The organism is Desulfobulbus alkaliphilus (assembly GCF_016918545.1).
Lineage (GTDB): Bacteria > Desulfobacterota > Desulfobulbia > Desulfobulbales > Desulfobulbaceae > Desulfobulbus > Desulfobulbus alkaliphilus.
In genome coordinates, this window is sequence record NZ_JAFFQC010000009.1 from 94,670 (window position 1) to 120,430 (window position 25,761).

At 57.1% G+C, this 25,761-nt stretch carries 23 protein-coding genes; 12 read left to right on the forward strand and 11 right to left on the reverse strand.

All coding sequences use genetic code 11. The annotated features are described in order from the left end of the window. Positions 1-99 precede the first annotated feature (99 nt). Together JWG43_RS06820 and pal are read right to left on the reverse strand one after the other, a co-directional pair. Positions 100-756 carry a transcriptional repressor gene (locus JWG43_RS06820; protein WP_205242077.1) on the reverse strand — a complete coding sequence of 219 codons (657 nt, stop codon included), beginning with the start codon at positions 754-756 and terminating at the stop codon, positions 100-102. A gap of 514 nt (positions 757-1,270) precedes the next feature. Then, positions 1,271-1,897, reverse strand: a complete 627-nt coding sequence (gene pal, locus JWG43_RS06825; RefSeq protein ID WP_205242078.1) for a peptidoglycan-associated lipoprotein Pal — start codon at positions 1,895-1,897, stop codon at positions 1,271-1,273. Between the two features lie 481 nt (positions 1,898-2,378). On the opposite strand from pal, the gene pyrG reads away from it, so the two are divergent. The 5 genes from pyrG to JWG43_RS06850 all read left to right on the forward strand — a co-directional run bounded on the left by pyrG (position 2,379) and on the right by JWG43_RS06850 (position 7,567). Beyond that, positions 2,379-4,037 (forward strand): CTP synthase, encoded by a 1,659-nt coding sequence (gene pyrG, locus JWG43_RS06830; protein WP_205242079.1) that lies wholly within the window; start codon positions 2,379-2,381, stop codon positions 4,035-4,037. Positions 4,038-4,222: 185 nt separating this feature from the next. Then, a complete protein-coding gene (gene kdsA, locus JWG43_RS06835) occupies positions 4,223-5,068 on the forward strand; it encodes a 3-deoxy-8-phosphooctulonate synthase (RefSeq protein WP_205242080.1) in 846 nt (281 codons plus the stop codon). Next, entirely contained in the window at positions 5,061-5,702 is a 642-nt protein-coding gene (locus JWG43_RS06840; protein ID WP_205242081.1) for a KdsC family phosphatase, read from the forward strand. Before kdsA ends, JWG43_RS06840 begins: the two co-directional genes overlap by 8 nt. Further along, on the forward strand, positions 5,699-6,268 hold the full coding sequence (gene lptC / locus JWG43_RS06845) for an LPS export ABC transporter periplasmic protein LptC (protein ID WP_205242082.1): 570 nt from the start codon (positions 5,699-5,701) through the stop codon (positions 6,266-6,268). The genes JWG43_RS06840 and lptC overlap by 4 nt, the downstream gene beginning before the upstream one ends. A 75-nt stretch (positions 6,269-6,343) precedes the next feature. Further along, complete coding sequence (locus tag JWG43_RS06850; protein WP_205242083.1) at positions 6,344-7,567, forward strand: LL-diaminopimelate aminotransferase; 1,224 nt, start codon at positions 6,344-6,346, stop codon at positions 7,565-7,567. 177 nt (positions 7,568-7,744) lie between these two features. On the opposite strand, the gene JWG43_RS06855 is transcribed toward JWG43_RS06850, so the two are convergent. The 5 genes from JWG43_RS06855 to def form a co-directional block, all read right to left on the reverse strand. Then, positions 7,745-8,539: an amidohydrolase family protein gene (locus JWG43_RS06855; RefSeq protein ID WP_205242084.1), complete on the reverse strand. Its 795-nt coding sequence runs from the start codon at positions 8,537-8,539 to the stop codon at positions 7,745-7,747. A gap of 80 nt (positions 8,540-8,619) precedes the next feature. Next, the gene (locus tag JWG43_RS06860) at positions 8,620-9,081 is read right to left on the reverse strand and encodes a phosphatidylglycerophosphatase A family protein (protein WP_205242085.1); all 462 of its coding nucleotides are present in this window, start codon (positions 9,079-9,081) and stop codon (positions 8,620-8,622) included. Positions 9,082-9,090: 9 nt separating this feature from the next. Then, complete coding sequence (gene larC / locus JWG43_RS06865; protein ID WP_205242086.1) at positions 9,091-10,275, reverse strand: nickel pincer cofactor biosynthesis protein LarC; 1,185 nt, start codon at positions 10,273-10,275, stop codon at positions 9,091-9,093. After that, entirely contained in the window at positions 10,275-11,216 is a 942-nt protein-coding gene (gene fmt / locus JWG43_RS06870) for a methionyl-tRNA formyltransferase (RefSeq protein WP_205242087.1), read from the reverse strand. The genes larC and fmt overlap by 1 nt, the downstream gene beginning before the upstream one ends. Further along, positions 11,213-11,734, reverse strand: a complete 522-nt coding sequence (def, locus tag JWG43_RS06875; protein ID WP_205242088.1) for a peptide deformylase — start codon at positions 11,732-11,734, stop codon at positions 11,213-11,215. Before def ends, fmt begins: the two co-directional genes overlap by 4 nt. Before the next feature lie 171 nt (positions 11,735-11,905). Here def and JWG43_RS06880 point away from each other — a divergent pair, with 171 nt between their 5' ends. The 4 genes from JWG43_RS06880 (at position 11,906) to JWG43_RS06895 (ending at position 14,916) form a co-directional block, all read left to right on the forward strand. Beyond that, positions 11,906-12,772: a YkgJ family cysteine cluster protein gene (locus JWG43_RS06880; RefSeq protein ID WP_205242089.1), complete on the forward strand. Its 867-nt coding sequence runs from the start codon at positions 11,906-11,908 to the stop codon at positions 12,770-12,772. A gap of 189 nt (positions 12,773-12,961) precedes the next feature. Next, the gene (gene plsY, locus JWG43_RS06885) at positions 12,962-13,615 is read left to right on the forward strand and encodes a glycerol-3-phosphate 1-O-acyltransferase PlsY (protein ID WP_240193435.1); all 654 of its coding nucleotides are present in this window, start codon (positions 12,962-12,964) and stop codon (positions 13,613-13,615) included. Next, positions 13,612-13,947 carry a J domain-containing protein gene (locus JWG43_RS06890; protein ID WP_205242090.1) on the forward strand — a complete coding sequence of 112 codons (336 nt, stop codon included), beginning with the start codon at positions 13,612-13,614 and terminating at the stop codon, positions 13,945-13,947. The genes plsY and JWG43_RS06890 overlap by 4 nt, the downstream gene beginning before the upstream one ends. A gap of 90 nt (positions 13,948-14,037) precedes the next feature. Next, on the forward strand, positions 14,038-14,916 hold the full coding sequence (locus tag JWG43_RS06895; RefSeq protein WP_205242091.1) for a methylenetetrahydrofolate reductase: 879 nt from the start codon (positions 14,038-14,040) through the stop codon (positions 14,914-14,916). Between the two features lie 197 nt (positions 14,917-15,113). On the opposite strand, the gene JWG43_RS06900 is transcribed toward JWG43_RS06895, so the two are convergent. The 4 genes from JWG43_RS06900 to JWG43_RS06915 form a co-directional block, all read right to left on the reverse strand. After that, positions 15,114-16,514 (reverse strand): MATE family efflux transporter, encoded by a 1,401-nt coding sequence (locus JWG43_RS06900; RefSeq protein WP_205242092.1) that lies wholly within the window; start codon positions 16,512-16,514, stop codon positions 15,114-15,116. A gap of 21 nt (positions 16,515-16,535) precedes the next feature. Further along, positions 16,536-18,062, reverse strand: a complete 1,527-nt coding sequence (locus JWG43_RS06905) for a B12-binding domain-containing radical SAM protein (RefSeq protein WP_205242093.1) — start codon at positions 18,060-18,062, stop codon at positions 16,536-16,538. Positions 18,063-18,138: 76 nt separating this feature from the next. Next, positions 18,139-20,820, reverse strand: coding sequence for an aconitate hydratase AcnA (gene acnA, locus JWG43_RS06910; protein ID WP_205242094.1), 2,682 nt, complete (start codon positions 20,818-20,820; stop codon positions 18,139-18,141). 427 nt (positions 20,821-21,247) lie between these two features. Then, positions 21,248-22,792: a GNAT family N-acetyltransferase gene (locus tag JWG43_RS06915; protein ID WP_205242113.1), complete on the reverse strand. Its 1,545-nt coding sequence runs from the start codon at positions 22,790-22,792 to the stop codon at positions 21,248-21,250. A gap of 439 nt (positions 22,793-23,231) precedes the next feature. On the opposite strand from JWG43_RS06915, the gene JWG43_RS06920 reads away from it, so the two are divergent. Genes JWG43_RS06920 through JWG43_RS06930 form a run of 3 tightly spaced genes read left to right on the forward strand, consistent with a single transcriptional unit; the run spans position 23,232 to position 25,601 of the window. After that, the gene (locus tag JWG43_RS06920) at positions 23,232-24,425 is read left to right on the forward strand and encodes a homocysteine biosynthesis protein (protein ID WP_205242096.1); all 1,194 of its coding nucleotides are present in this window, start codon (positions 23,232-23,234) and stop codon (positions 24,423-24,425) included. Beyond that, positions 24,422-24,832, forward strand: a complete 411-nt coding sequence (locus JWG43_RS06925; RefSeq protein ID WP_205242097.1) for an NIL domain-containing protein — start codon at positions 24,422-24,424, stop codon at positions 24,830-24,832. The genes JWG43_RS06920 and JWG43_RS06925 overlap by 4 nt, the downstream gene beginning before the upstream one ends. Before the next feature lie 31 nt (positions 24,833-24,863). Further along, positions 24,864-25,601 carry a UPF0280 family protein gene (locus JWG43_RS06930; RefSeq protein ID WP_205242099.1) on the forward strand — a complete coding sequence of 246 codons (738 nt, stop codon included), beginning with the start codon at positions 24,864-24,866 and terminating at the stop codon, positions 25,599-25,601. Positions 25,602-25,761: the final 160 nt, after the last annotated feature.

A 25,761-nucleotide genomic window follows, 5' to 3' on the forward strand; every position in this document is an offset into this window, starting at 1 on the left:
GAAGATGTTTGCAAGAATGGACAAGGAACCTGTTCTTGTCTTCTTTCTGAATCCGTGACGGCTGAACTCTTGTTTGTGTTTTATTTTGCTGTCATCGGGTTATTGGCTCAGAATTTGTTTTCCCTGCTCGGTTATTTCGTATCTGCAACGGGCAGGACTCTCCACATACCCTTTCTTTTTCAGGGCTGTTATCTGACAGCTGATCTGTTTTGACTCCAAACCGGTCGCGGCAGCAATATCCTTGCTGCCGCAAGGTGTCGCGGTTTGTGCAAGTGCTTCCAAAACCTGGCGTTGCTGATCACCTAAGGTGGATGTGGTACTTTTTCTGCAGCCCATTGTTTGTTCTCCTTTTTCTTTGTGTTCTTCACTGTGTAGTCGGCATGTCGGACAAAGACCAATAAACTCGATGCGCAAACCGGTCAAAGTATACCCCTTGTGTCGACCTGAAGAGAGTGTATCGACCTGTGCTGCGGTGGTGTCGATATTGTCGACACGTTGGCACTTCATGCAGGAAATATGATTATGTTCGGCCAGATCCCAGTCAAATCGTTTCCTACGACCACTCACCTCGAGTTTTTTTATCAAACCCGCTTCGGACAGTATTTCAAGGTTTCGATACACAGTCGCCAGGCTGATACGGGGCAATTGTTTTCTGACGTGTTCATAGAGATCATCAGCGGTCGGATGGGTGCCGCACCTGCTGAGTTCTTGCAGGATGATCTCACGCTGGTGGGTCATGCGCAGGGTAGCCGTCATGGTTTGCTCCGATAATAATTTTGACTGAATGTAATTGATAACTATTATCATGTCAAGAAAAAGGATCGCTCAAATTGTTTTCGTAACAACAGCTCGGCTGGTGTGAGGAAGTTCAGTCAGGCTGAGAGAGCGAGGAGGTACCGTGGGAAAGGTGATACATACCCGGTGCATGCAAACCGGGCATAGGCAAAAAACGTCCTGTGCACTGGAGCCGGTGGCCAGCACACTATGTACGGAGGATCAGGTTGCCTTGCAGGGGCTGACTGGAAATCGACAACCTGCGTATCCGTATCCTGAATCCGTGACGGATTGATCTTGTGAAAGCTGACGCACGGACGGATGCCCCGAAGGGCGGCTGGTGAAAGTTTTTTTCAAGGGTTTAGCTGCAATTATAATATGTTTACAGCAAGATATGTCCAAAACATGCGTCCAGCCGTCACGGGTTCAGGGTATATAAAGTAACGGAACTTAATTACCAGAGCCACATGCCCGCCGCCCGATTCAAGGGGCGGGATTATTCGAGGACGAAATCAGCCCGTCGGTTGAAAGCGTAATCTTCCTCGGTCTGGCCGGTAAAAAGAGGTCGCTCTTCACCGTAACTGACTGTGCGGATCCGGTGTTCTTCGATGCCGTACTGGAGAAAATAGGTGCGGGCAATCATGGCCCGGCGCTCGCCAAGGGCGAGGTTGTATTCGTTGGTACCCCGCTCATCGGTGTTTCCTTCGATGCGGACATGGGCTGCGGGGTTGTCTCTCAGGTATGCGGCGTTATGCTCCATGGCGGGCAGTTGGTCCCTGCGGATGGCGGATTGGTCGAAATCGAAGTATATGGGCAGCATTTCAACGGAGGAGCGTCCATGCTGACGTTTATAGGCGTCGCTCTGCTGATCAGCTGCAAAGGCCAGATCACCCATGTGTTGTCCGGTGGCATCCAATCCCTCCTGTACCGGACCGAATCCTTCTCCCATGGGGCCAAAGTCTTCAGTGATGCGTCCCTCTCTGAAACCGGGATCCAGGGCGGTTCCCTCAGGCATGTTACCAATTGCGGTATAGGGGGGAACGGTTTTGGGGCTGCAACCGCTGAGGAGGATGATAGTGCTGATGAGCACCAGAACCGGGAGCAGACGGGAAAATACCTTCATGGAACGACCTCTCAAGGAAAAATAAGGGAGTTGGTATGACCAGAACCTGAATCCGTGACGGCTGAACGTTCAAGGATTCAGGCAGGATACCAATTAAGCAAATATACCTTTTGCGGGGTGATGCGGTCAAGAAAAACCAATAATCAACCTGCGGGTGGGCGGATTTACCCGGCTGACAGGCAAAGACCTTGAATCAGGGAAGGCTGGACTCTTTTTTTGGTTATTTTTGCTGTCATCAAAATATAACTGCTATGATATTTTTGACATTTCACCTTTACCAGCCGCTCTTTGGAGCGTGCGAATGAACGTTCAAGAATCCAGGAAAGACAAAAAGGTGCAACGGACAATGGGGCCGTTGGCTTCCGTCAGCCCATGCTTGTCATACAGGGTTTAATCGTGTATATTTTGCCTCCAGCCATCATCAGGGCAGCCTTGGGCTGCCTTTCTCTTTTGTTTCCCCGCTCGACAAAGGTAGAACAGCATGAAAGTACCCCTGAGTAAAAAAACCAAATTTATTTTTATTACCGGTGGTGTCCTTTCATCCCTCGGCAAAGGCCTTTCCGCCGCCTCCATTGGTGCTCTGCTCGAAGCAAGGGGGCTGACTGTCACTTTTCAGAAACTGGACCCCTATATCAACGTAGACCCCGGCACCATGAATCCTTTCCAGCACGGAGAGGTTTATGTCACCAACGATGGCGCTGAGACCGATCTCGATATGGGCCATTATGAGCGCTACACCAATGCGGTCATGGGAAAAAAGAACAATTATACTTCCGGGCGGATCTATTATTCGGTGATCATGAAAGAGCGCCGGGGTGAATACCTGGGCGGCACGGTCCAGGTCATTCCTCATATTACCGATGAAATCAAGGAGTCGATTCTGCAGCTTGACGGCTGTGCCGATGTGGCCATCATCGAAATCGGCGGCACGGTGGGTGATATCGAGGGATTGCCGTTTATTGAGGCCATCCGCCAGTTGCGCATCGACCTGGGGCGGGATTACTCACTGTTCATTCACCTGACCCTGGTACCGTATATCAAGGCGGCGGGTGAAGTAAAAACCAAACCGACCCAGCATTCGGTCAAGGAACTGCTGGCTTCGGGCATTCAACCCGACATCCTCATGTGCCGGACAGAAGCACCCCTGACCGATGATCTGAAACGAAAGATTGCTCTGTTCTGTAACGTGGATGCCGGCTCAGTGATCTCCGCCGTTGATGTCGAGAGTATCTACGAACTGCCCCTGCGCCTGCACAAGGAAGGTGTTGACAGCCGGATTCTCGAGAAACTGGGAATCTGGACCGGAGCGCCCAATATTGCACCCTGGGAAAAACTGGTCCACGCCATCCACAATCCCAACGGGGTGGTGACCATCGGTATCACCGGTAAATATGTCGACCTGACAGAAAGTTACAAGAGCCTGCATGAGGCCCTGATCCACGGCGGTATTGCCAATGAAACCAAGGTGGCGTTGCAGTACATCAGCGCCGAAGGCCTGGAGGATGGATCGGATCTGGATAAACTCGACGCCTGTGACGGTATTCTTGTGCCAGGTGGTTTTGGCAGCCGGGGCATGGAAGGCAAGATCATGGCCGTCACCCATGCCCGTGAAAAAAAGATCCCTTTCTTTGGCATCTGCCTGGGGATGCAGCTCGCTGTTGTCGAGCTTGCACGAAACATTGCAGAAATAGAGGGTGCCCATTCCGTCGAGTTCGATCCGGCCACCCCCCATCCGGTGATCTACCTGATGACCGAGTGGTTTGATTTCCGTTCCGGAAAGATCGAAATCCGCGACGAGCATTCCGACATGGGCGGCACCCTGCGCCTCGGTGCCTATCCCTGCACCCTCAAAGCCGGCACTCTGGCCGCCGCCGCCTATAAGCAGGAGACGATCAATGAACGGCATCGGCATCGGTATGAATTCAACAATGCCTACCGCGCCCGGTTGGAGGAGGCCGGCTTGGTCGTCAGCGGTGCCTCACCGGACAATACGCTGGTGGAAATGGTGGAACTCTCCGATCATCCCTGGTTTCTGGGTTGCCAGTTTCATCCTGAATTCCAGTCCAAACCCATGAAGCCTCATCCCCTGTTCCGGGATTTCATCAAGGCGGCTATTGTTCGCAAACACATGGATTCGTGAGCAGATCAAGGCAGCTATTGTTCGTAAACACATGGATCCGTGAGCAGACGCTCCGAAGGGCGGCGAAAGAAGGGTATTGTCAAGGATTCAACTGCAATTATAATTTGAAGACAGCAAGATATATCCAAAACTAGATCCAGCCGTCACGGATTCAGGAAATAATAAACCGCCGACCCGGTCTCCCCATGCAGAGTATCGAATTGAAAACCGCGCCTTCCGGTTGTATCCGGGTCGGCCCCCAAGCGCCGCTGCTGGTGCTGGCAGGCCCCTGTGTCCTGGAAAGCGAAGGCCTGGCGCGGGAGGTTATCAGCGAGATGCAGGCCATCGCCGCCCGCCTGGGGATTTCCTATGTTTTCAAAGCCTCCTTCGACAAGGCCAATCGCACCTCCCTGAGTTCGTATCGGGGCCCGGGGATGAAGGAGGGCCTGCGGGTGCTTGGTCGCCTGCGGGAGGAGTTGAAGGTGCCGGTTGTCTCCGACATCCACGAGGCCAATCAGGCCGCGCCGGCGGCTTCGGTTCTCGACATTCTGCAGATCCCCGCTTTTTTGTGCCGTCAGACTGATCTGCTGGCGGCCGCGGCAGCAACCGGGAGGATGGTCAACGTCAAAAAGGGGCAGTTTGTCTCGCCCTGGGATATGGAGCATGTCGTCAACAAGCTGCGTGGCTCCGGTTGCGAGGGGTTGCTGCTCACCGAGCGTGGAGCCTCCTTCGGCTACAATAACCTGGTGGTGGATATGCGATCCCTGCCGGTCATGCGTTCCTTCGGCTGTCCGGTCCTCTTTGACGCGACCCATTCGGTGCAGTTGCCCGGCGGCGCTGGAGCCAGTTCCGGAGGGCAGCGCCATTTCATACCGACCCTTGCCCGGGCGGCTGTGGCAGCCGGCATTGACGGACTTTTTTTTGAGGTACACCCCGATCCGGATCGAGCACTTTGTGACGGTCCCAATTCGTTGCCACTGGATCAGGTGGAGCCGCTGTTGGGCCAGTTGCTCGCCATTCGCCAGGCGCTAGCGGGAGTAATCGATGCATAAAACAGCATGCAGCCCGTCCAGCGGCGGCTATCCCTCCGACTGTGAACTTACCGAGGCCCTGCGCGCCCGGGCTATGAACAGACAGAGTCGGCCTGAGCGAAGCACCGCCTGGAAGGCTGCTCTGCCCCGGGGCAGGCAGGTGCAACTGCTTCTGCTCGATGTCGATGGAGTCCTCACCGACGGCAGCATCACCTATCTGACCGGCGGCGGTGAGACCAAGAGTTTCAATACCCAGGATGGGCTGGGGATCAAGATGCTGCAGGAAAGCGGGGTCGCCGTGGGCATTATCACTGCGCGCAGTTCCGAGGCTGTTGAACGTCGTGCCCGGGACCTGGGGTTGCGCCATGTTTATCAGGGACAAAAGGATAAACTGGCCATATATGAAGCGATTCTCAAGGAAAGCGAACTGCGGCCTCTACAGACAGCCTATATGGGGGACGACTGGATTGACCTGCCGATTCTCAACCGGGTCGGGTTTGCCGCGGCTCCTGCCAATGCCGTGCCGGAGGTTCGGCAACGGACCCACTACACCACGGAACGAAGCGGTGGTCGGGGCGCTGTCCGTGAGATCTGTGATCTTCTCCTCGAGGCCCGGGGGGATCTGGTAAAAATGCTGGCACGGTTTGATCGATGATACGCAATCCTCGCAATCTGCTCTGGATACTGCCCGTGCTGCTTTTTGTCAGTAGTCCCCTGTGGCAACCGAGCTTGGCAGCTTTTCTCGCCCCCCGGGGCGGTTATACTCCTGACCTGATGCATCCGGAGCCGACATCTCCAGTCCAGAATTTTATCATGGATGTGGTCGCCATCACCTTGACCAGTAACGGAAAGGAAGAGTGGCAGATTGATGCCGACCGTGCCTATACCGGCGAGAATGATCATGAAATCTTGATGGAAGGTGTCCATGCCAGGTATATCGGCAATGAAAAGGAGCCCACCATTATCAACAGCAGGCGCGGAAAATACTCCATCAATGAACGGCACCTGGTGCTCATCGAGGATGTGGTCATCACTAAACCGATCAGTGAACAGCAGTTGTTTTCCGATTTGCTGCATTATTACGACGCCACTAAAATGGCGGTCAGTCCGGGGCCGGTCCGGCTCAAATCCCCGGGTTTGAATTTGACCGCCGGACGAATGGATTATGATCTGGCCACTGGAGCATATGACTTCAGTGACCGAGTCAAGGTGGATCTCTAACAGGCAGGAATCCACTCTCTCCCCCCGGTGGTCCACCGGTGGGTTTCCCATGTGACAAATGAAAGGATCCATTGCATGTTGAAAGTGAACGAACATTACCTGAAGTTGCAGGCCTCCTACCTTTTTTCCGACATTGCCAAGCGGGTGGCGTCGTTTCAGGCCCGAAATCCGGAAAAGGATGTAATCAAACTGGGGATCGGTGATGTCACCAATCCCTTACCCCCGGCCTGTATGAATGCATTTCGGGCTGCTGTCGAGGAGATGGCGACCACAGCCGGTTTTCGTGGCTACGGCCCTGAACAGGGTTATGATTTTCTGCGGGAAGCTATTGCCAGGCATGATTTTCAGGCCCGGGGGGCGGCGATCGAGGCCGATGAAATTTTTGTTTCCGACGGTGCCAAATGCGACACCGGCAATATCCAGGAGCTGTTTGCCGTTGAGGCCAGAGTTGCCATTCCCGACCCGGTCTATCCGGTGTATCTCGACACCAACGTCATGGCGGGCCGCACCGGCGAGTACAGGGACGGCCGCTATGAGGGGATCGTCTATCTCGATTCAACCAGCGACAATACCTATGTCCCGGAATTGCCCACCGATCCGGTTGACCTGATCTATCTCTGTTTCCCCAACAATCCCACCGGGTCCACTATTACCAGAGAACAGCTCAAGCTCTGGGTCGATTTTGCCAGGGACAGTAAAGCGCTCATTCTTTTTGACGCCGCCTATGAAAGTTTTATCCGTGATCCATCGCTGCCGCACTCCATCTACGAGATCGAGGGTGCCCGCGAGGTGGCGATCGAGTTTCGCAGCTTTTCCAAGAGTGCCGGCTTCACCGGCACCCGCTGTGCATACACCGTGGTACCAAAAGAGTGCCGGGCCTTTGACAGCCGCGGTAATCGGCAGGCGATTCATCCTTTGTGGAATCGTCGGCACTGCACCAAATTCAACGGTGTCTCCTACCCGGTGCAGCGGGCGGCCGAGGCGGTGTATTCACCGGAGGGAGCGGCTCAGTGCCGGGCTCTGGTGGACGGGTATCTGGCCAATGCCAGGATTATCGGTACGGCCATGAGTGAATTGGGGTATTCCTTTGTCGGCGGTGACAATGCCCCTTATATCTGGATTCAGGGGAATCGCGATTCGTGGGAGTTTTTTGATCTGCTCCTGGACAAGGCCGGGGTGGTCTGTACGCCCGGGGCTGGTTTCGGTCGGTGTGGTCAGGGGTACATCCGCCTTTCCGCCTTCAATTCGGAGGCCAACGTGGTCAAGGCCATGGCACGGATCAAGGAGGCGTTGGGCTGAAAAGGGAGGGTGCTGCCTGAATCCGCGACGGTTGGACTCTTGTTTTCGATGTGTTTTGTTGTAGTCAGGCTCTACGTGCGGGGGAATTATTCAATACCCTGAATCTCCGTGAGCGTTTGTCCGTGCTCGCCGTTGAGCCAGTCAACAGGGACGGGAAATCGATTGATGTGATACCCGTCAGGGGGACAGCAGTCGGCGGGCATTGCCGCGGGTGATTGCGTCGACCAGGGTTGGTGGCAGCTCCATCCTGGTCAACAAGTCCAGAGTAGTCGCCTGATCGGTCCAGGGCGAGTCGGTGCCGAACAGCAGGTAATCCTGCGGGTGTGCCAGCAGGATCTCCCGCAGGCGGTCCTGATCAAGGAAACCAAGGGCAAAGGAGAGTTCCATGTACACAGGTTCTCCGGTGAGCAGGCGGCGTACATCGTCCCACTCGTCCCAGCCCCCGAGGTGAGTGGCGATCAGCTTGAGGCCGGGAAACCGGCGGCAGACCTCAAGAATTCGGCGGGGATCGGCCCGGCGGATGCGGGGAAAAGCGATATCGTAGCCGGCATGAATGACCAGAATCATGTCCAGTGACAGGAGGGCTGCATACAGATCATCCAGGGAAGGGTCGTCGAGATCATAATCCTGGTAATAGGAATGCATCTTGATGCCTTTGAATCCCTCGGCATGGATGAGCTGCAGGCGTTCCAGCAACAGGGGGTCAGCAGGATGCAGCGAGGGAAAGGGAACGATCCGCGTGCTGCGAATCGCCTTGGACCACTCCAGGATAGGGTTGAACTGTTCCGGGCGGGTGGCGATCGAGCAGACCACCGATTGCACGATCCCGCAACGGTCCATGGAGGCCAGCAGTGCCGAGATGGTCCCGTTGAGATGCGCCTTGATATTGCCCTCTTTTTCCAGGGCCGGAATTGCGAAAGAGGCAATCTGGTCGGGAAAGGCATGGGTATGGAAGTCGATGTACCCTGGCATGGATCTCCTCCTGTACACGTTCAGCGGCTACCGGTACAAGGCTGCCTGATCCTCTCCCCCGGCGACCAGAGTGTTGGCCTTCAGCTGAACCTTCCGTACAGCCACAGACCGCACTGCAGTACCAGCAGAGCCTGAAAACCGGCGGCAACATCATCGAGCATGATGCCCAGGCCACCATGGAGGCGGCGATCGAGCCATCCCACCGGGAAGGGTTTAAGGATATCGAAAAAGCGGAACAGACAAAAACCGACGATCGCGGTCACTGGATGGACCGGTACCATGGCAAGGGCGATCAGCACGCCGACGATCTCGTCAATGACCACGACCCCAGGATCTCCCCGGTCAAGGATTTTTTCCGCGGCACCGGCACTCCAGACGCCGATCACGAAAAGGCAGGCGGTGACAGCCCAATAGGTCATAGGTTCCAGGCGGGCCAGGGCCAGCCAGAGCAGCACCCCGACCAGTGAGCCCCAGGTCCCGGGGGCCTTGGGGAGATAACCACTGTAGGCGCCGGTGGCGATGAACATCAGCAGACGGTCCATGAACCTTCCTCAGGAACAAGGGGGAGGGGCATGCCGGCCAACAGCCGCATAGATCTCCCTGAGTGGCACCCCATGGGCTTTGGCAACGGCCCGGCAGGCTTCATGTTCAGGGGTGATGACGATCCCCGTGGGCGTGCTGATTTTTTTGGCGGGCAGATCACCCCAGGGAGTGGCAACAGTGATGATTTCCCGGGGCAGGGTCATCCGCTCTTCCCGCCGCACCCGCAGGCCGATGGTGCTTGTTTCATTGAACAGCGCCGTGGTGACAGCTGTCCGGTCGGCCGGTTCGACAATGACCCGCAGCAGTATCCCCGGCCGGCCTTTTTTCATCTGCATGGGGATCAGGCCGACATCGAGGGCGCCGGCAGAGAGCAGTTGCTCGCAGACATGGGGCCACAGTTCAGGATGACAGTCATCGAGGTGGGTTTCAATCACCTCGACCAGCTGTGCCTCTTCAACCTCGACGCCCTGGCCGAGCAGCAGGCGGAGCAGATTGGGTCGACCGTCCCGTCGCTCCATGGAACCGGCCCCGTATCCGGTGCGGGCAAGGCGCATCGGTGGCATCGACCCGAAACCGGCAGCCAGTTCACACACCAGGGCAGCACCGGTGGGGGTGACCAGTTCCTGGTCGAGGTTTTCGCCGTACACCGGCACACCTGCAAGCAGACGGCAGACCGCCGGCCCCGGCAGAGGGATGTCTCCATGGGCACACTGGATCCAGCCGCGCGGCATGGGCAGAGGTGAGCAGATCAACCTGTCGATGTGCAGGTAGTCAAATCCAGCCACCGTGCCGACAATGTCAATTATGGCATCCACGGCTCCAACCTCGTGGAAGTGGATGCGATCGATCGTGGTGCCGTGCACTGCCGCTTCGGCTGCAGCCAGGCGGTTGAAGACGGCAAAGGCTTTGTCCCTGATCCGGGACGGCAAACCGGACTGGTCAAGAATGGTGTTGATGTCCTCCAGATGACGGTGCCTGTGGTGGCCTTGCCCGTGATGCTCGCAGGTCACCGTCACCCGGGTAGCGGCAAATCCCTGGATGGTCTGGTTCTTCACGGTGAGGGTATAGCCCTGCAAGGGAAGCGAGGCAAGCACTTCGCGCAAAGAACGCTCCGGCATCCCGGCATCGAGGAGGACGCCGAGCAGCATGTCACCGCTGACCCCGGAAAAACAGTCGAGATACGCGGTGGACATCAGGTGACCCGGGTGCCCGGGGTGATGCTGACCCCGCGGAGGAACGTTGCAACCGGCATGCGTTTTTTTCCCTCGGGCTGGATTTCATGGATGCGGAGGCTGTCGGTACCGGCGGCAATCAGCAGCCCCTGGGCGTCGGCGCGGCAGATAGTGCCGGGTGCTTCCCGGGTTTGAAGGGAGACCACTTCCGGTCTGAAAAATCGGTGCCTTTTTTCGGCGAGAAAACCGTATGCCGAAGGCCAGGGATCCAGCCCCCGGATGAGGCAGTGGAGCCGGTGTGCCGTCAGGGTCCAGTCGAGATGGCCCTGCTCTTTGGTGAGCATTGGAGCGGAGCTTGCCAGGGAATGGTCCTGGGCTGTGGCCGGTAACTGTCCCTCCTGGAGCCTGCCGAGGGCTTCGGCCAGGGTGTCGCCGCCCAGCAGAGCGAGGCGCGCAAAGAGTTCGCCTGCTGTTTCCCGGGGACCAATGGGGGTCGATGCGGCCATGAGGATCGCACCGGTATCCATGCCTTCATCCATCTGCATGATGGTGATACCGGTTTCGGTCTCGCCGTTGATCACGGCCCACTGAATGGGGGCTGCTCCCCGGTATTTGGGCAGGAGTGAGGCGTGGACATTGACGGCCCCCAGGGGGGGGAGATGCAGCAGGGTTGTGGGCAGGATTTTTCCATAGGCCACCACCACCAGGAGATCCGGAGCCAGTGCCCGTAGCTGCTCGAAAAAGGAATCGGTGCGGATGGAATCCGGTTGCAGGACCGGGATGCCGTGGGCTTCGGCCAAATCCTTGACCGGTGGCGGCTGCATGATTTTCCCCCGGCCGCGCTGTCGATCCGGTTGGCAGACCACAGCCAGGATATGGTGTGGTCCGGCTAGCAGGGTTTGCAGGGATGGCACGGCGAAATCCGGCGTGCCCATGAAGACAATGCGCAGCCCTGGCCTCATTGCTGCTCCATTTCCTGTTCCTGAAGGATTTTTTTCAACTTCTTTTTGTACAGGGCGCGCTTGAGAGTACTGAGGTGATCGATGAACAGCGTGCCCAGGAGATGGTCGACCTCGTGCTGAATGATCCGGGCGAAGCGGTCTTCAGCATCGAATTGCAAAGGATTGCCCTCCATGTCCTGGGCAGTGACATGGATTTTGCGGAAGCGCTTGACCTTGGCGAAGCATTCGACCACGCTCAGGCAGCCCTCCTCGTCGACCATGGAGCCTTCCCCGGCGGTGATCCGTGGATTGACCAGCGCGAGATAGGCACGCTCATTGTCCACGGTGGAGTTGTCCACCACCACCAGCTGACGGGGGATACCAATTTGATTGGCCGCCAGACCGACACCAGGGGCAGCATGCATGGTGTCCACCATATCCTGGACCAGGGTGTGCAATTCTTCATCAAAGACGGTAATCGGCTCTGCTTTCAGGCGAAGAATCGGGTGGGGAAAGGTGAGGATTTTTCTGATACTCATAAGTCTGTCTGACCGCAGGGTGCGGGAACCGGTTTTGTTGGATCAATATCTTTCAGTATGTAACCAGTTTGCTGGGCCTTGTAAAGGTGTCTGCGCTCGCCACAGTGGTGGCAGCTTGTTTTTCGATGCTTTTTTGTGTAGGGTGCGGACCATATTTCAATGGGAGATGGCATGGTGGAGAAAGAAGCATTGGCGGCCGGGGTGGGGTTGTTGCACAAACCGGTCCTGCCCTTGGTTGGTATTGTCCAGTTTCTCTACCTGACTGGTGCCTTTGCCTCAGTGGAAGAGGTGATCGACCAACTGCCGCAACCCATTGAAACCGGATATACCGTCTACGAGGATGCCGCCGCTGACCTGGCCCTGTATATCGACCTGATGCAGCCGCTGGCAAGACTTAAGGCCGGACAACCTCTGCATGAGCAGGTAGTCGACAGTGAAGACCGGCCGGTGGATGCCATGACCGCGGCCACGGCTCTGGTGGCGCAGCGCATTTTGACCAGGGAACTGGAACAGATCAACAGTCTGCTCTGCGGCCCCTGTCACTGCACGCTCTGTTGCATCGGGCCGGAAGCAGGTATGGGCCAGTCGTACTTTGAAATTCCGCTGCAGCCCGGTGAAATAGACACTTTTGCCCTGGGGCGCATTGATACCCCGATATCCAAGTCTCTTCGGGTCGATGACGAGCCGTCCCTTCAGGTTGGTGGAGCAGCTTTTTATGATCGGCCCGATCCGGTGCTGATCCATTGGTCGCATGGCTGGAGTCTGATTCTGCCCCGTGAGAGCCGGTGCCCGAATCTGGAGGATGCGGGCATCTGTCGCATATATCCGCTGCGGCCGCAGGTTTGCCGCCGACCGCAGATTTTTCCCTACATGGTGGAACCGGTGCCGGCGCCGGACAGGGAAAATCCGGTTTTCCGGTTGCGGCAGGCGCTGCTGGCGGTGGTGGACTGTCCCTATGTCGAGCAACTGCGCGACGAAATTGCTGCCTATGCCGCGTCATGTGCGTTGGATATGATCTTTCGACGTAACAAGGAGTGAACGACCGGAACAAAAACAAAAATCCGGTCGTTGTAAATTGAGAACATATTCCTGGATCCGCGAGCGTTCATCCGCACGCCCCGAAGGGCGGCTGATGAAGGTTATTATCAAAGAATTCCACTGCAAGCCTAAGCCGATTATAGCAACATATATCCAGAATAAGAATCCAGCCGTCACGAATTCAGGATATTGACAACCCCTGTGATTGCTCCCTTCAACATCACTATGAACAGCACCGCATTATTCTGTATACTTTTTGCCTATGTTCTCGGTGCGATCCCCTTTGGTCTGTTGCTGTCCCGGCACAGTGGTCTTGATATCCGCACTCGGGGCAGCGGGAATATCGGCGCCACCAATGTCACCCGCTTACTGGGAAAAAAGCTTGGCGCCCTGACCCTGGCCCTGGATGTTGGCAAAGGATATCTGCCGATTTTCATCGCCTCGATCCTGCTGCAGGGAACCCCTCATCGGGAGTTGATCATCGCCCTGTGCGGCGCCGCCACGGTTCTGGGGCACATGTTTCCGATCTATCTCCGCTTTCGGGGGGGCAAAGGGGTGGCCACTGCCCTGGGCGTTTTTCTCTACCTCGCACCGGCAGCAGTCTTTGGTTGCCTGCTGGTCTTTCTCGCCGCGGTTGTGCTCACCGGGTTTGTGGCCCTGGGGTCGCTGCTTGGCTCCGCCTCCATGCTCCTCTGGCTGTTCCTTCTCAAGGCGCCGTCCTGGACACTGTGGCTGGCCGCTTTTGTTATCCTGATGATCTGGATCAAACACCATGAGAACATTGTTCGACTGCTCAGCGGCACGGAAAAGTCCTGGAAAAGGGCCAAGGGGGGTGCGGATTGAACCGTGCGGAATGGCGGGCCATCGAAGAGGCGGGTAAACTGCTGGGCCTGGGAAGTCGGGCCTCTCTCTCCGAAATAAAACAGGCCTATCGTCGTCTGAGCAAACTCCATCACCCGGATACAGGTGCCGGCGGTGGTGCTCGGGAAGACAGTGAACAGATGTACCAGCTCACCGCTGCCTATGACCTGCTCATGCGTTACGGCAGTGCCTACCCATTGCCATTGCAAAGGGATGAAGCTGATACGACGGTGATCGATATGTATGACCCGGAGGATTGGTGGCGGGTCCGGTTCGGTCAGGACCCCATATGGAGCGGTAAAAAAAAGAGATGATTTTCCTGGCCAGGTGAGAGAGTTTTTCGATAATTGACCGACAGGTGGGTGTTGCTCACCGTTGTGGAGCGTGTGGACAAGGAGTACGCAATGCAGATTCCTCAGTTGATACAACAAGGCAGACCATTTGTTTCCCTTGAATTTTTTCCGCCTAAGAAGCAGGAGGACTGGCCACGGTTCATCGAGGTCGCCAAGGAATTACAGCAGTTGCGACCGCTGTTCGCTTCGGTGACCTATGGGGCCGGAGGCTCCACCCAGAGCAACACTCTGGAAATCTGTGAACAGTTGATCGATGCCTGCGGGTTTGAAATCATGCCTCATCTCACCGGGGTGACAGCCGACCCGGACAAGATCAATGGTTTTCTCGATGCCATCCGGGCCATGGGCGTTGACAATGTTCTTGCCCTGCGGGGCGATCGGCCGGTCGGCTATCCCGGTACGGATGCCGAGCTGTTTGCCGCTTTTCCCTACGCCTCGGATCTGGTCCGCTATATCCGCAGTCGCCATGCCGAACTGGCCATCGGTGTGGCCGGTTTCCCAGAGGCCCATGCCGAGGCCCCGTCCATTGCCGCTGACCTTGAGGTCATGGAACAGAAGGTGGCCAATGGAGCTGATTTTGCCATTACCCAACTGTATTTCGACAATCGGGTCTATTTCGATTACGTGGAACGATTGCGCGCCCGCGGCGTAACCATGCCGATTATTCCGGGGGTCCTGCCTATTCGCAGTCTGGCCTCCCTACGATTCACCCTGCAGCTCTGCAACGCCAAGGTGCCAGGTCTGATGGTCCACCGGCTGATGAAAGCCCATGAGGAGGGCGGCGCTTCGGCGGTGTACAGAATCGGGGTGGACTACGCCCGCGAACAGATCAGGGAATTACTCGCCAAGGGGGCTCCCGGCGTGCATCTGTACACGCTCAACAAAGCGGATATGTGTCTTGAGATCATGGACGGGCTGCTGGAGCCATAACCTGTGTTCGGCACTGTATCCAGGGTCCGTGAGCGCGCGGACGGAAGCCCGAAGGGCGGCTGGTGAAAGATATATGTCAAGGATTCCGCTGCAATTATAATATGCTTACAGCAAGATATCCAAAATAAGAGTCCAGCCGTCACGGATTCAGGAGAAAGAAAGCACGGGGGGGGAAGGTGTGCAGGCTGCGGGGTTGACTATCCTTGACTTGAACTCGGCGATTCAGACCCTGAACCCGATATCATCTGCTCCAATCTGCGCAGCATGATCAGGACCCGAAGGCCGAGCAGGGTGGCCGCGGTGGCCAGAGCGCAGATCAAGCCGATCCAGAACCCATGGGGACCCGGTTCCAGGCCCCCCAGACCAGCCAGTCCCAGCCCGTACCCCAAGGGCAGACCAATCCCCCAATAGGCAAACAGCATCAGCAGCAAGGGTACTCTGGTATCCTTGCATCCTCTGAGAATACCGGCGCAATTCGTCTGCATGGCATCCGGCAGCTGAAAAATGGCGGCCAGGCAGAGCAGGGCAGCAGCCAATTGCTGAACACCCGGGTCCGGGCTGTACAGGGCCGCAATTTCGGCGGAAAAGCCAAGGATCAGGAGGCAGGTAAGCATCGCGCCGGCCAGCGCCAGGCCCAGTCCGGTGGCCATGGTCCGTCGCAATTGGTCGGTCCGCGCTGCTCCGATGGTATAACCGACCCGGACAGTGAGAGCGATGGACAGGCTGTAGGGCAGCATATACAGCAAGGAGGTAAAATTGAGCGCAATCTGGTGTGCCGCCACCACCTCCGCCCCCAGTTTGGCGATGAACAGGGCGATGAGGGCAAAGATGGAACACTCAATGAACAGGGCTAGGCCAATGGGCAGGCCAAGCCGGAAGAACGAGGCCGTAGATGCACCCTTGGACCTCGTGGGTGGCGCAAAGAGACGCTCAGTACCGCGAATGCGGCTTTTTTTGAGCAGGAAGGCCATGAACAACAACATGGCCAACAGGGACAGCGAGGTGGCCCAGCCGCATCCGGCACCGCCCAGGGCGGGCAGACCCAGCTTACCGTAAATCAGCAGGTAGTTGGCGATGATGTTGACCAGCAACCCGAAAAAGCCGGTGTACATGGAAAGTCTGGGTTTGGCGAATCCATCACCGCCGTTGCGCAGGGCAAGAAAAATACCGACCAGGGGCAGGCCCCAGGAAACGGCGAACAGATATTCTCTGGTGATGGGAATGACCTCGGCACTGATTCCCATCCAGATCATGACCGGTGTCATCAGCCAGAGAAGCGGCATGAGGGCCAGGCCGATGAGCAGTCCGATGACCATGCCCTGACGGATGGCATGTCGGGCCGCTTCCGGGTTACCGCTGCCATGGGCCTGAGCCACCAGTGGGGTCACGGCGGCGAGCAGACCGATCATGAAGAGGAAAACCGGGAAAAAAATCGAAGAACCCACTGCCACCGCCGCCAAGTCGACGGCACTGTACCGTCCGGCCATGACCGTGTCGACGAAACCCATGGCGGTTTGCGAGAGTTGACCCAGGACCAGAGGAGCGGTGAGTTTGAGGAGGCTGCCCGCCTCTTGAAGATACAGGGAGCGTGAACGCATAGTAATCAGCGCGGAGGGGCATCAGCCGCGATCAGCCCCCTGCTGATGTCGGCTTTGTCTTCTGGTCAGATTGTTGGGCAGAGATTGCTGGCGGGGCAGGTGCGTGACATGCTCCCGCACCGCCGCCGGCAGAACCCGGCCCTTGAACACCAGAATATCAGCGGCCAGACGGTTGGCCACCTCGGTGTGGTTGTGCCCTTGCCGGTCCACAAGATAACGGAACAGCAATTCGGCCAGGCGCGGCAGACCGATCTGCCAGGTGGTTTGGGTGGCGCTGTAGAGCCAGCGGGAAAATGCGAGAAAACCTTGAAACACATCCCCGTCCGGCCAGAGGAGCGGTGCGGTCTGTTTGAAGTTGCCGCTGTTGTAGACCAGATCCCAGAAGCGGGCCAGGCGTTTCATTTCCTGCATGCGAGCAAAAGAAATCAGGTTGTTGTGGAGAATTTCATAGGGAGGATAGGGTGAATACACCATGGCAAACCGCTGGTCATGGCGGTTGATGGCGGTACCGGAGAGTTTTTTGAGAATACCGATCTGGATTTCTCCCTTGGTCAACCTGGTCAGCGTGTTGAGGTTCTCACCGAACTGCTCGATGGATTCGCCGGGCAGGCCGACAATCAGGTCGACATGGAGATGAGCCGTTGTTTCCCGGGCGAGAAAGGAGAGGTTCTCCCTGATCCGGTCGAAATCGAGTCGGCGGTTGATATGGGCCGCGGTTTCCGGGTGCAGGGTCTGAATGCCGACCTCCAGTTGCAGGACTTCGGCGGGAAAGCGTGTGAACCGTTCTTTGAGGCTGGAGGGGAAATGATCCGGGATGACCTCGAAGTGAACATTGAAAGGCGGTTCTTTCCCCAGAAAATAGTCAAGAATGCGCCCCGCGGCAGTGGGATTGCTGTTAAAGGTCCGATCAACGAATTTGAAAGTCCGGGCGCCCCGCTGCCACAATTGCTCCATGGCCTCGAGGAAGCGGTTGATGTCAAAAGCACGGACCTCTTTGTCCAGGGAGGAAAGACAGAATTCGCAGGAGAAAGGGCAGCCCCGGGAGGCCTCGACATAAGTGACGCGGCGGATCAGATCCTCATCGGTGTAGAATCGGTACGGCAGGTGCAGGGAGGCAACAGGGACCGGGGCAGCGGTAATGATCGGTTCCGCCGGTGCTTGACCGGCTGAAAGCGATCTGCACAGGGTCGGGAAAGCCTGCTCGGCTTCACCTTGAATCAGGTAATCGGCCTCGCTGAGATCGACCCGCAGGGGCAGATGGCTGACCTCCGGGCCTCCGAGGATGACATGGGTGGCCGGGGCTACCCGTTTGAGGATGGCCACCAGGTGCTGGACCTCGACAGCATTCCAGATATAGACGCCAATGCCGACTATTTCCGGATCGTCGGCCAGAATCTTTTCGGCTATATCCGTGATCTGATCGGTGAGGCAGTACTCCTGAATGCAGGTTTGGGCTTGCAGTTCACCCAGGTTGGCGTACAGCCAGCGCAGGCCAAGGCTGGCGTGCATGTAGCGGGCGTTGATGGTGGAGAGGATGATGCCGGGCATGTGGGGTGTACAGGTTCTTTGTTGCGTTGGTGCTTGAAAAAGGTCTGGCCCCCGCCATACCCGGGTTCGATCCGATTTACCGCGCTGCCAGCCGTTGCCGCAGCACTTTATGGAGAATGCCGCCGTGCCGGTAATAGTCGATTTCCATCTCACTATCAAGGCGCAGACGCACCGGCGTGATGTCGGTCCGTCCATCGGCGCGGGCAATCTCCAGGGTCACGGTCTGGATGGGGGTGAGTTGAGCGCTCAGACCGTTGATGCTGATGGTTTCGCTCCCGTCGAGGCGGAGACTGTCGACGTTGGTGCCATCAAGGAACTGGAGGGGCAGGATGCCCATGCCCACCAGATTGGAGCGGTGAATACGTTCAAAGGAGGCAGCGATCACCGCCTTGACGCCAAGCAGCAAGGTTCCTTTGGCGGCCCAGTCGCGGGAAGAGCCGGTGCCGTAATCCCGGCCGGCAAAGACCACCAGAGGGATTTGGTCGGCCCGGTAGGCCATGGCCGCATCATAGATGGGCATGTCCGTTGCCCCTGGCCACAGTTTGGTCCAGCCGCCATCGCGGTCCACCATCCGGTTTTTGATGCGGATATTGGCAAAGGTACCCCGCATCATCACTTCATGGTTGCCGCGCCGGGAGCCGTAGCTGTTGAAATCCTCGGGGGAGATACCCTGTTGCTGCAGGTATTGACCAGCCGGGGTATCGGGGCCGATAGTCCCGGCCGGAGAGATATGGTCGGTGGTGATCGAATCACCGAACAGGGCGAGAATCCGTGCCCCGATAATATCGGCGGGCGGGGCCGGTTCCATGGACATGTCCTGAAAGAAAGGCGGCTCACGGATATAGGAAGAGTCGGGGTCCCATTGATAGAGGTCACCACCGCCACCCTCCAGGGCGTTCCAGCGGGTATCTCCGGCGAACACATCGGCATAACCGGCGGTGAAAAGATCCGGGTTGAGGGTCTGCTGAACAACGGTCCGAACCTCCTCTTCCGTGGGCCAGACATCGCGCAGATAGACCGGCTGCCCCTGGGAATCGACACCCAGAGGTTCGCTGTCCAGGTTGATGCGAATGGTGCCGGCCAGGGCATAGGCCACAACCAGAAGGGGTGAACCCAGATAGTTGGCCCGGACCAGGGGGTGGATACGGGCCTCGAAATTACGATTTCCGCTGACAACGGCGGCGGCCACCAACTGTTTTTCCTGGATGGTGGCGGCAACGGCCTGGTCCAGGGGGCCGCTGTTGCCGATGCAGGTGGCGCAGCCATACCCGATCACATGAAAGCCAAGGGCCTCCAGGTCCGGGAGCAGGCCGCTTGCCTTCAGGTACCCCGTAACGACCCGGGATCCCGGGGCCATGCTGGTCTTGACCCAGGGCCGAGGCGACAGGCCACGCTGCCGGGCTTTACGGGCAAGCAGTCCGGCGCCGATCATTACATCCGGGTTGGAGGTGTTGGTGCAGCTGGTGATGGCGGCGATGATCACCGCACCGTTGGTGAGGACGGTCAGTGGATCATCGGCGGACGGGGCAGTGCTGCGGCCCAGTTCCTGTTCGAACTGGTGGTGAAAATCATCGCGGACAACAGCCAGGGGCAGCAGGTCCTGGGGTCGTTTCGGTCCGGAAAGGCTGGGAACCACCTCTCCCAGGTCCAGCTCATAGGCGGCGGTATAGTCAGGAGTAGGGCTGCCCGGCTCAAGGAAAAATCCCTGGGCACGGCAATAGGCGGCCACCAGGTCAACCAGTTCAGTGGGCCGGCCGCTGGTTTCCAGATAGTGTAAGGTTTCTGCGTCCACCGGGAAAAATCCCATGGTGGCGCCGTACTCCGGAGCCATGTTGGCGATGGTGGCCCGGTCCGGCAGGCGCAGGTGTTGGAGGCCCGGACCGAAAAATTCGACAAAGCGGCCGACCACACCTTTGGCCCGAAGAAAACGGGTCAAGGTAAGAACCAGGTCCGTGGCGGTGACCCCAGGGCGCAGGGCGCCGTGCAAACGGACCCCTACCACTTCCGGGATCTGCAGGGAATAGGGCTGGCCGAGCAGCACTGCCTCTGCTTCGATGCCGCCCACTCCCCATCCCATGACCCCCAGGCCGTTGATCATGGTGGTGTGGGAATCCGTGCCCAGGACACTGTCGGGGTAGACAATGGACCCGCCGTTTTCTGCCGTGGTGCCGACCCCGGTGGCCAGGTATTCGAGATTGACCTGATGGACAATGCCGATTCCCGGCGGCACCACCCGGAAATTGCGGAAGGCCTGTTGACCCCAATGGAGCATGGTGTAGCGTTCTTTGTTCCGTTCCATTTCCAGGTCGACATTGGCGCTGAAGGCCTCGGGGTTGGCGCTCTGGTCCACCTGGATGGAATGGTCGATGACCAGATCAGCGGGGATGGCCGGGTTCATGGTGGCGGGGTCACCGCCATTCCGGGCCAGGGCGGCGCGCATTGCCGCCAGGTCCACCAGTGCCGGCACACCGGTAAAGTCCTGGAGGATAACCCGGGCGGGCATGAAAGGGATGGCGGCCAGTTGATCACGGTCAGCCTGCCAGCTGGCCAGGTTGGCGATATCCTCGGCACTGGCAAGCCCCTGGGGAAAGTGCCTGAGCAGGTTTTCCAAAAGGACGCGGATGGAGTACGGCAGGCGGTCCACAGGGCCGAATCCAAGACGCTCCAGGGTCTTGACGGAATAGATAGTGTATGTTGTCCCGTGAACCTCCAGGGTCGTCCTGGGGTCAAGTGAAGCAATATCGTTCGATGCCGCCATGCGTACATTCTCCTTTTTCGAGGTCAATATCTCAAATCTGGTTAGTCATCATCCAATTATGCCAGATTTCTCGGAAACGAAAACCAGATTTTTGGAACTCTTCGTTGGTGAACCTGGATCCGTGAGCGAACGTCCCGAAGGGCGGCCGGTGCAGGTTATCTTCAAGGTTTCTGCTGAAATAATAGTTTGATTACATAAAGATACACCCGGAAAAGAGTCCAGCCGTCACGGATTCAGGCACTGTACTCTCTGCTCCCGGTGACCGTGACCACGCTGCTTCTCCACCGGATCGAACGGCAAATGAACCTGCCCGGCTTCGAGCAGGGGAAAAACTGACATGAGCGCATCACTCCTTTGAGAGCTTTTTGCCTATGGAAAGGGTGTCTCCCGGGCCCGTGGTGCAGGGGTATTTTTTACCCGTGAATGCTCACGGATCCAGGTTTTTACCGATCCAGCCGAGTTTGTACAGATCAGTGCGCCGGCTCTGGGCGTTGCGGACACTGCCCAGGGCCCGCAGTTCCTTGATCAGGTCCAGGTCGAGATCCGTGACCAGGGTGGTCTCGATCCCTGGAGTCGCCTCAGCGGCAATGGCATCGTGGGGAAAGGAAAAATCGGAGGGGGTGAACACTGCTGCCTGGGAATACTGGATACCCATGGTCTCCACCTTGGGGATGTTGCCGACGCTGCCCGATATGGCCACGTAGCATTCATTTTCAATTGCCCGTGCCTGGGCGCAGCGACGGACACGGAGGTAACCGGTTTTAGTATCGGTCCAGAAGGGAACGAGCAGCAGTTTCATCCCCTCCAGCGCCTGCAAACGAGGCAGTTCCGGAAATTCGACATCGTAGCAAATGAGAATACCGATTTTGCCGATGTCGGTATCAAAGACTTTCAGATCGTTGCCACCGGTGAACCCCCAGTGCGCATCCTCATCCGGGGTGATGTGCAGTTTGGCCTGGCTGTCCCAGGTGCCGTCGCGTCGACACAGATAGCTCACATTCCGCAGTGTCCCGGACTCGTCCAGGGAAGGAACACTGCCGGTGACTATATTGATATTATACGTCAGGGCCATTTCAACCATGGCCATGCGCATGTCTTCGGTGTACCCGGCCAGCATGCGCATGGCCTCGGCTGGATTGCTGTCTCCATGGGTATGGATCAACGGGGCGTTGAACAGTTCGGGAAAAAGAATAATATCAGCCTGATAGTCACTGACCGTATCAACAAAGAATTCAACCTGTTGCATGAAGTCATCAAAGGACCCAAAGCGCCTCATCTGCCACTGGACAACACCAAGCCGGGCAACCGACTTGGCACCGCCGATCAACCGGGTTTTCTTTTCATAATAAATATTAATCCATTCCAACAGGACAGCATGGCCGCGGGAATGATGGTCTTTGGGCCAATAGCTGGGAAGCAGGTTGCGGACATGAAAGTCATTGGAGAGTTGAAATGTCAGCACCGGGTCGTGCAGTTCCTGGTTTTTCACCTTGAGAATATACTGTTGGGGAGACATCTGTGACGCATGCTCGTAATAACCGGGAATCCGCCCACCCAGGAGGATACCCTTCAGGTTTAGATTTTCGGCCAATTCCTTGCGTACGTCATAGAGGCGTCGTCCCAGGCGCATGCCTTGATATTCCGGATCGATAAAGATTTCGATCCCATAGAGATAATCGCCTTCGGGATCATGGGTGCGGAAAGTGCCATCCCCGATGATCTGATGAAAGGTATGCTGACTGCCGAAGAGGCTGAAATCGATGATCAATGAAAGAGCAATGGCCACCGGTACGCCATTGTCCTCAATACAGATCTGCCCCTCCGGGAAGCGCCTGATCAGAGCAGTGATCTCTTCGCCGGCCCAGGGGGTGCCGACTCCCTGGTAGACACGGTCGTTGATATCCCGTAAAATATCATACTCATCGGCGCGCAGATGCCTGGTCGCCAGCTTGTGTTGTGTTTCCTTGTTCATACCCGTATTTCTCGCTACAGAGATGCGCTGCAGGTCTTTATTCTTGACGCCGATGTTGCGGAACAGTAGGTTCACCCATGGCTGCAACATGACAGATCATTGTGCGAAAAGCAATGTTACATAATCCTGGATCCGTGAGCGTTCGTCCGTGCGTCAGCTTTATTTTCTGTGACCGTTCGATTAAAGTAAACTTTATCGGACGGTTACGGGCAATAAAGATGGCGTGCGGACGGACGCCCCGAAGGGCGGCGGGTGAAGGTTCTCTTTAATGATTCTGCTGAAATTATAATATAATTACATCAATTTATACACAAAAAATCGTCCAGCCGTCACGGATTCAGGATAATACCAATCGTGGTGCCGAGAGTCGAGCTTTGTTCCAGGACGATGTGCAGCCTTTTTTCGTTGAACGTAAGCGCCTTATCCGTGAGAAAATGCCATGATCAGAACCTACGCAGATATTAATCAGAAAATCGAGGCCGGCAAGGCCGTGGTGCTCACGGCCGAAGAGATCATTGACTATGTCGATAAACGGGGCCTGGAAGCTGCTGCCAAGGAGGTTGATGTGGTCACCACCGCCACCTTCGGCCCCATGTGCTCGTCCGGCTGTTTCCTCAACTTCGGGCACAGCAAACCGAAAATGCGCATCTCCGAAGCCTGGATCAACGATGTTCAGGCCTATTGCGGGGTGGCTGCGGTGGACGTGTATCTGGGGGCCACCCAGCTCCGTCACAATGACCCGGCCAACATGTATTACCCCGGCGAGTTCCGTTACGGGGGTGGTCATGTAATGGAGGATCTCGTGGCCGGGAAAAAACTGCAACTGTTCGGTCTTTCCTACGGCACCGATGATTATCCCCGCCGTGAGATCCGCACCCTGTTTGACATCAATGATCTCAATCAGGCGATCATGGTCAATCCACGCAACTGTTATCAGAACTACAACGTCGCCATCAATACGTCCGACAAACGAATTCATACCTATCTGGGTATTCTCAAGGCCCGGATGCGGAACATGACCTATTGTTCGGCGGGTCAGCTGTCCCCGTTGCTCAACGACCCCCTGTACGAGACCATCGGCATCGGAACCAGTGTCTGGCTTGCCGGGGCCCGGGGGCTTGTCTATGCGCAAGGTACCCAGCATTGCTCCCTGGCGGAACGGGATGAGAACGGGGTGCCGGTGGAGGGGGCGGGTACGCTGGCCCTGTCCGGCAACATGAAGGAAATGCTGCCCGAATTCGTCCGCGGGACCAGTTTCAAGGGGTATGGGGTATCGCTGGCCCTGGGAGTCGGTATTCCCATCCCGATCCTCAATGCGGAGATTCTCCGCCGGACCACGGTCCGAGACCGTGATATCACCGCTTCTGTCATCGATTATGCCATCGATTATCCGCAGAAAACAGGCAAGGTTCTGGCCCGGTTCAATTACGAACAGCTCCGCTCGGGACAGGTGGAGCTGGACGGTAAAAAGATTCCGGTCACCTCGCTGTCCTCCTACAACAAGGCGCTCAAAATCTGTCACCTGCTCAAGGCAGAAATCGAAACGGGCCGTTTTCTGCTTTCCGAACCCAGCCAGCGCCTGCCTCTGCAACAGGGAATGCACTCACTGAACATCACAGGACCGGCCCGATGATCACCAAAAAAATTTATCTCTATTTTCCCAAAAGTGAAACCGAGAAGCCTATTGTGTATCAACTGGTCAAGGAATTCGACCTGATCGTCAATATTTTCCGGGCCAAGGTGACGCCGGAAGAGGAAGGGTATCTCAGTCTCGAGGTGACCGGCACTCCGGAAAACATTGACCGGGCCTTTGCCTTTCTCGGTGGATTCGATGTGGTCATCCACGCGGGTGACAAGAGTGTGCACTGGGATGAGGGACGCTGTGCCCAGTGCGGCGCCTGTGTGGTCCATTGTCCGCCCGGGGCCCTGTTCATTGCTGATTTCACCACCCGTACCATCGCCTTCAACGAGGATAATTGCGTTGAATGCCTGGCCTGCATAGCGGCCTGTCCATTCGGGGCCTGTTCATCCGCTTTCTAGCAGATTATTTGACACGCTCTTGGCAGGTCTCATGCGCGTATATCGTACATTTTCCTGGAAAGATACAAATTTGCGCATTGCCAGCGAGGCCTTTGACCTGGTGACCAATGCGGTGGTAGCGGAGCGGCGAAAACTTGAACACTATATCGCCCGCCACCCCGAGTTCCGCACCGCGCTCGTCCCGGTTGTCCTCTTGGACGATGCGCCCGAAGTAGCCCACCGTATGGCTGCCGCCGCCGATCGTACTGGCTTGGGCCCCATGGCTTCGGTGGCTGGAACCCTGGCACAGGCAGGCGCCGAGGCTGCCATGGCTGCCGGGTGCCGGGAAGCCATTGTGGAAAACGGCGGTGATATGTATGTCCATTCCGACGCCACGGTCACCATTGCGCTCTACGCTGGAGACAATAGCATCGGCACCAGGCTGGCCTTCCGTATCTCTCCCCGGGATCTCCCCCTGGCATTGTGTTCCTCATCGGCCCGCATGGGTCATTCCCTCAGCTTCGGACGCTGTGATCTTGCCACCGTCACCGCCAGGGAAGGTGCTTTGGCGGATTCCGCGGTGACGCTGGCCTGCAATCTGATCCGTTCCGAACATGATTTGGCGCCGGTCCTCGATGATGTCGGCTCGATTCCGGGGGTGATTGGCATCTTTGCCGTCCATAGCGGCAAAATCGGCATGTGGGGCCATCTTCCTGACCTGGTGCGCAATGAAGACGGTACCACTCGGGCCAAGATTACCCGCGATGTACGTTCTGGATTTGTCGGTTAACGAGAAGGCCACCTGCATTCGTGACGGCTGGACTCTTGTTTCGGTTATATCTTGCTGTACTCATTTTATAATTGCAGCGAAATCCTTGACAATACCTTGCACCAGCCGCCCTTCGGGGGCATCCGTCCGCCATCTTCATTGCCCGTACCCGTCCGATAAC

Coding starts and splice junctions, on each gene's coding strand:
- acnA (WP_205242094.1), bottom strand. CDS start 20,820: ATGGCGGCATCGAACGATATTGCTTCACTTGACCCCAGGACGACCCTG.
- JWG43_RS06820 (WP_205242077.1), bottom strand. CDS start 756: ATGACGGCTACCCTGCGCATGACCCACCAGCGTGAGATCATCCTGCAA.
- def (WP_205242088.1), bottom strand. CDS start 11,734: ATGAGTATCAGAAAAATCCTCACCTTTCCCCACCCGATTCTTCGCCTG.
- JWG43_RS06915 (WP_205242113.1), bottom strand. CDS start 22,792: ATGAACAAGGAAACACAACACAAGCTGGCGACCAGGCATCTGCGCGCC.
- JWG43_RS06855 (WP_205242084.1), bottom strand. CDS start 8,539: ATGCCAGGGTACATCGACTTCCATACCCATGCCTTTCCCGACCAGATT.
- JWG43_RS06840 (WP_205242081.1), top strand. CDS start 5,061: ATGCATAAAACAGCATGCAGCCCGTCCAGCGGCGGCTATCCCTCCGAC.
- JWG43_RS06925 (WP_205242097.1), top strand. CDS start 24,422: ATGATCACCAAAAAAATTTATCTCTATTTTCCCAAAAGTGAAACCGAG.
- JWG43_RS06895 (WP_205242091.1), top strand. CDS start 14,038: ATGCAGATTCCTCAGTTGATACAACAAGGCAGACCATTTGTTTCCCTT.
- JWG43_RS06900 (WP_205242092.1), bottom strand. CDS start 16,514: ATGCGTTCACGCTCCCTGTATCTTCAAGAGGCGGGCAGCCTCCTCAAA.
- pyrG (WP_205242079.1), top strand. CDS start 2,379: ATGAAAGTACCCCTGAGTAAAAAAACCAAATTTATTTTTATTACCGGT.
- JWG43_RS06905 (WP_205242093.1), bottom strand. CDS start 18,062: ATGCCCGGCATCATCCTCTCCACCATCAACGCCCGCTACATGCACGCC.
- fmt (WP_205242087.1), bottom strand. CDS start 11,216: ATGAGGCCAGGGCTGCGCATTGTCTTCATGGGCACGCCGGATTTCGCC.
- JWG43_RS06850 (WP_205242083.1), top strand. CDS start 6,344: ATGTTGAAAGTGAACGAACATTACCTGAAGTTGCAGGCCTCCTACCTT.
- JWG43_RS06930 (WP_205242099.1), top strand. CDS start 24,864: ATGCGCGTATATCGTACATTTTCCTGGAAAGATACAAATTTGCGCATT.
- kdsA (WP_205242080.1), top strand. CDS start 4,223: ATGCAGAGTATCGAATTGAAAACCGCGCCTTCCGGTTGTATCCGGGTC.
- JWG43_RS06880 (WP_205242089.1), top strand. CDS start 11,906: ATGGTGGAGAAAGAAGCATTGGCGGCCGGGGTGGGGTTGTTGCACAAA.
- JWG43_RS06860 (WP_205242085.1), bottom strand. CDS start 9,081: ATGGACCGTCTGCTGATGTTCATCGCCACCGGCGCCTACAGTGGTTAT.
- pal (WP_205242078.1), bottom strand. CDS start 1,897: ATGAAGGTATTTTCCCGTCTGCTCCCGGTTCTGGTGCTCATCAGCACT.
- larC (WP_205242086.1), bottom strand. CDS start 10,275: ATGTCCACCGCGTATCTCGACTGTTTTTCCGGGGTCAGCGGTGACATG.
- lptC (WP_205242082.1), top strand. CDS start 5,699: ATGATACGCAATCCTCGCAATCTGCTCTGGATACTGCCCGTGCTGCTT.
- JWG43_RS06920 (WP_205242096.1), top strand. CDS start 23,232: ATGATCAGAACCTACGCAGATATTAATCAGAAAATCGAGGCCGGCAAG.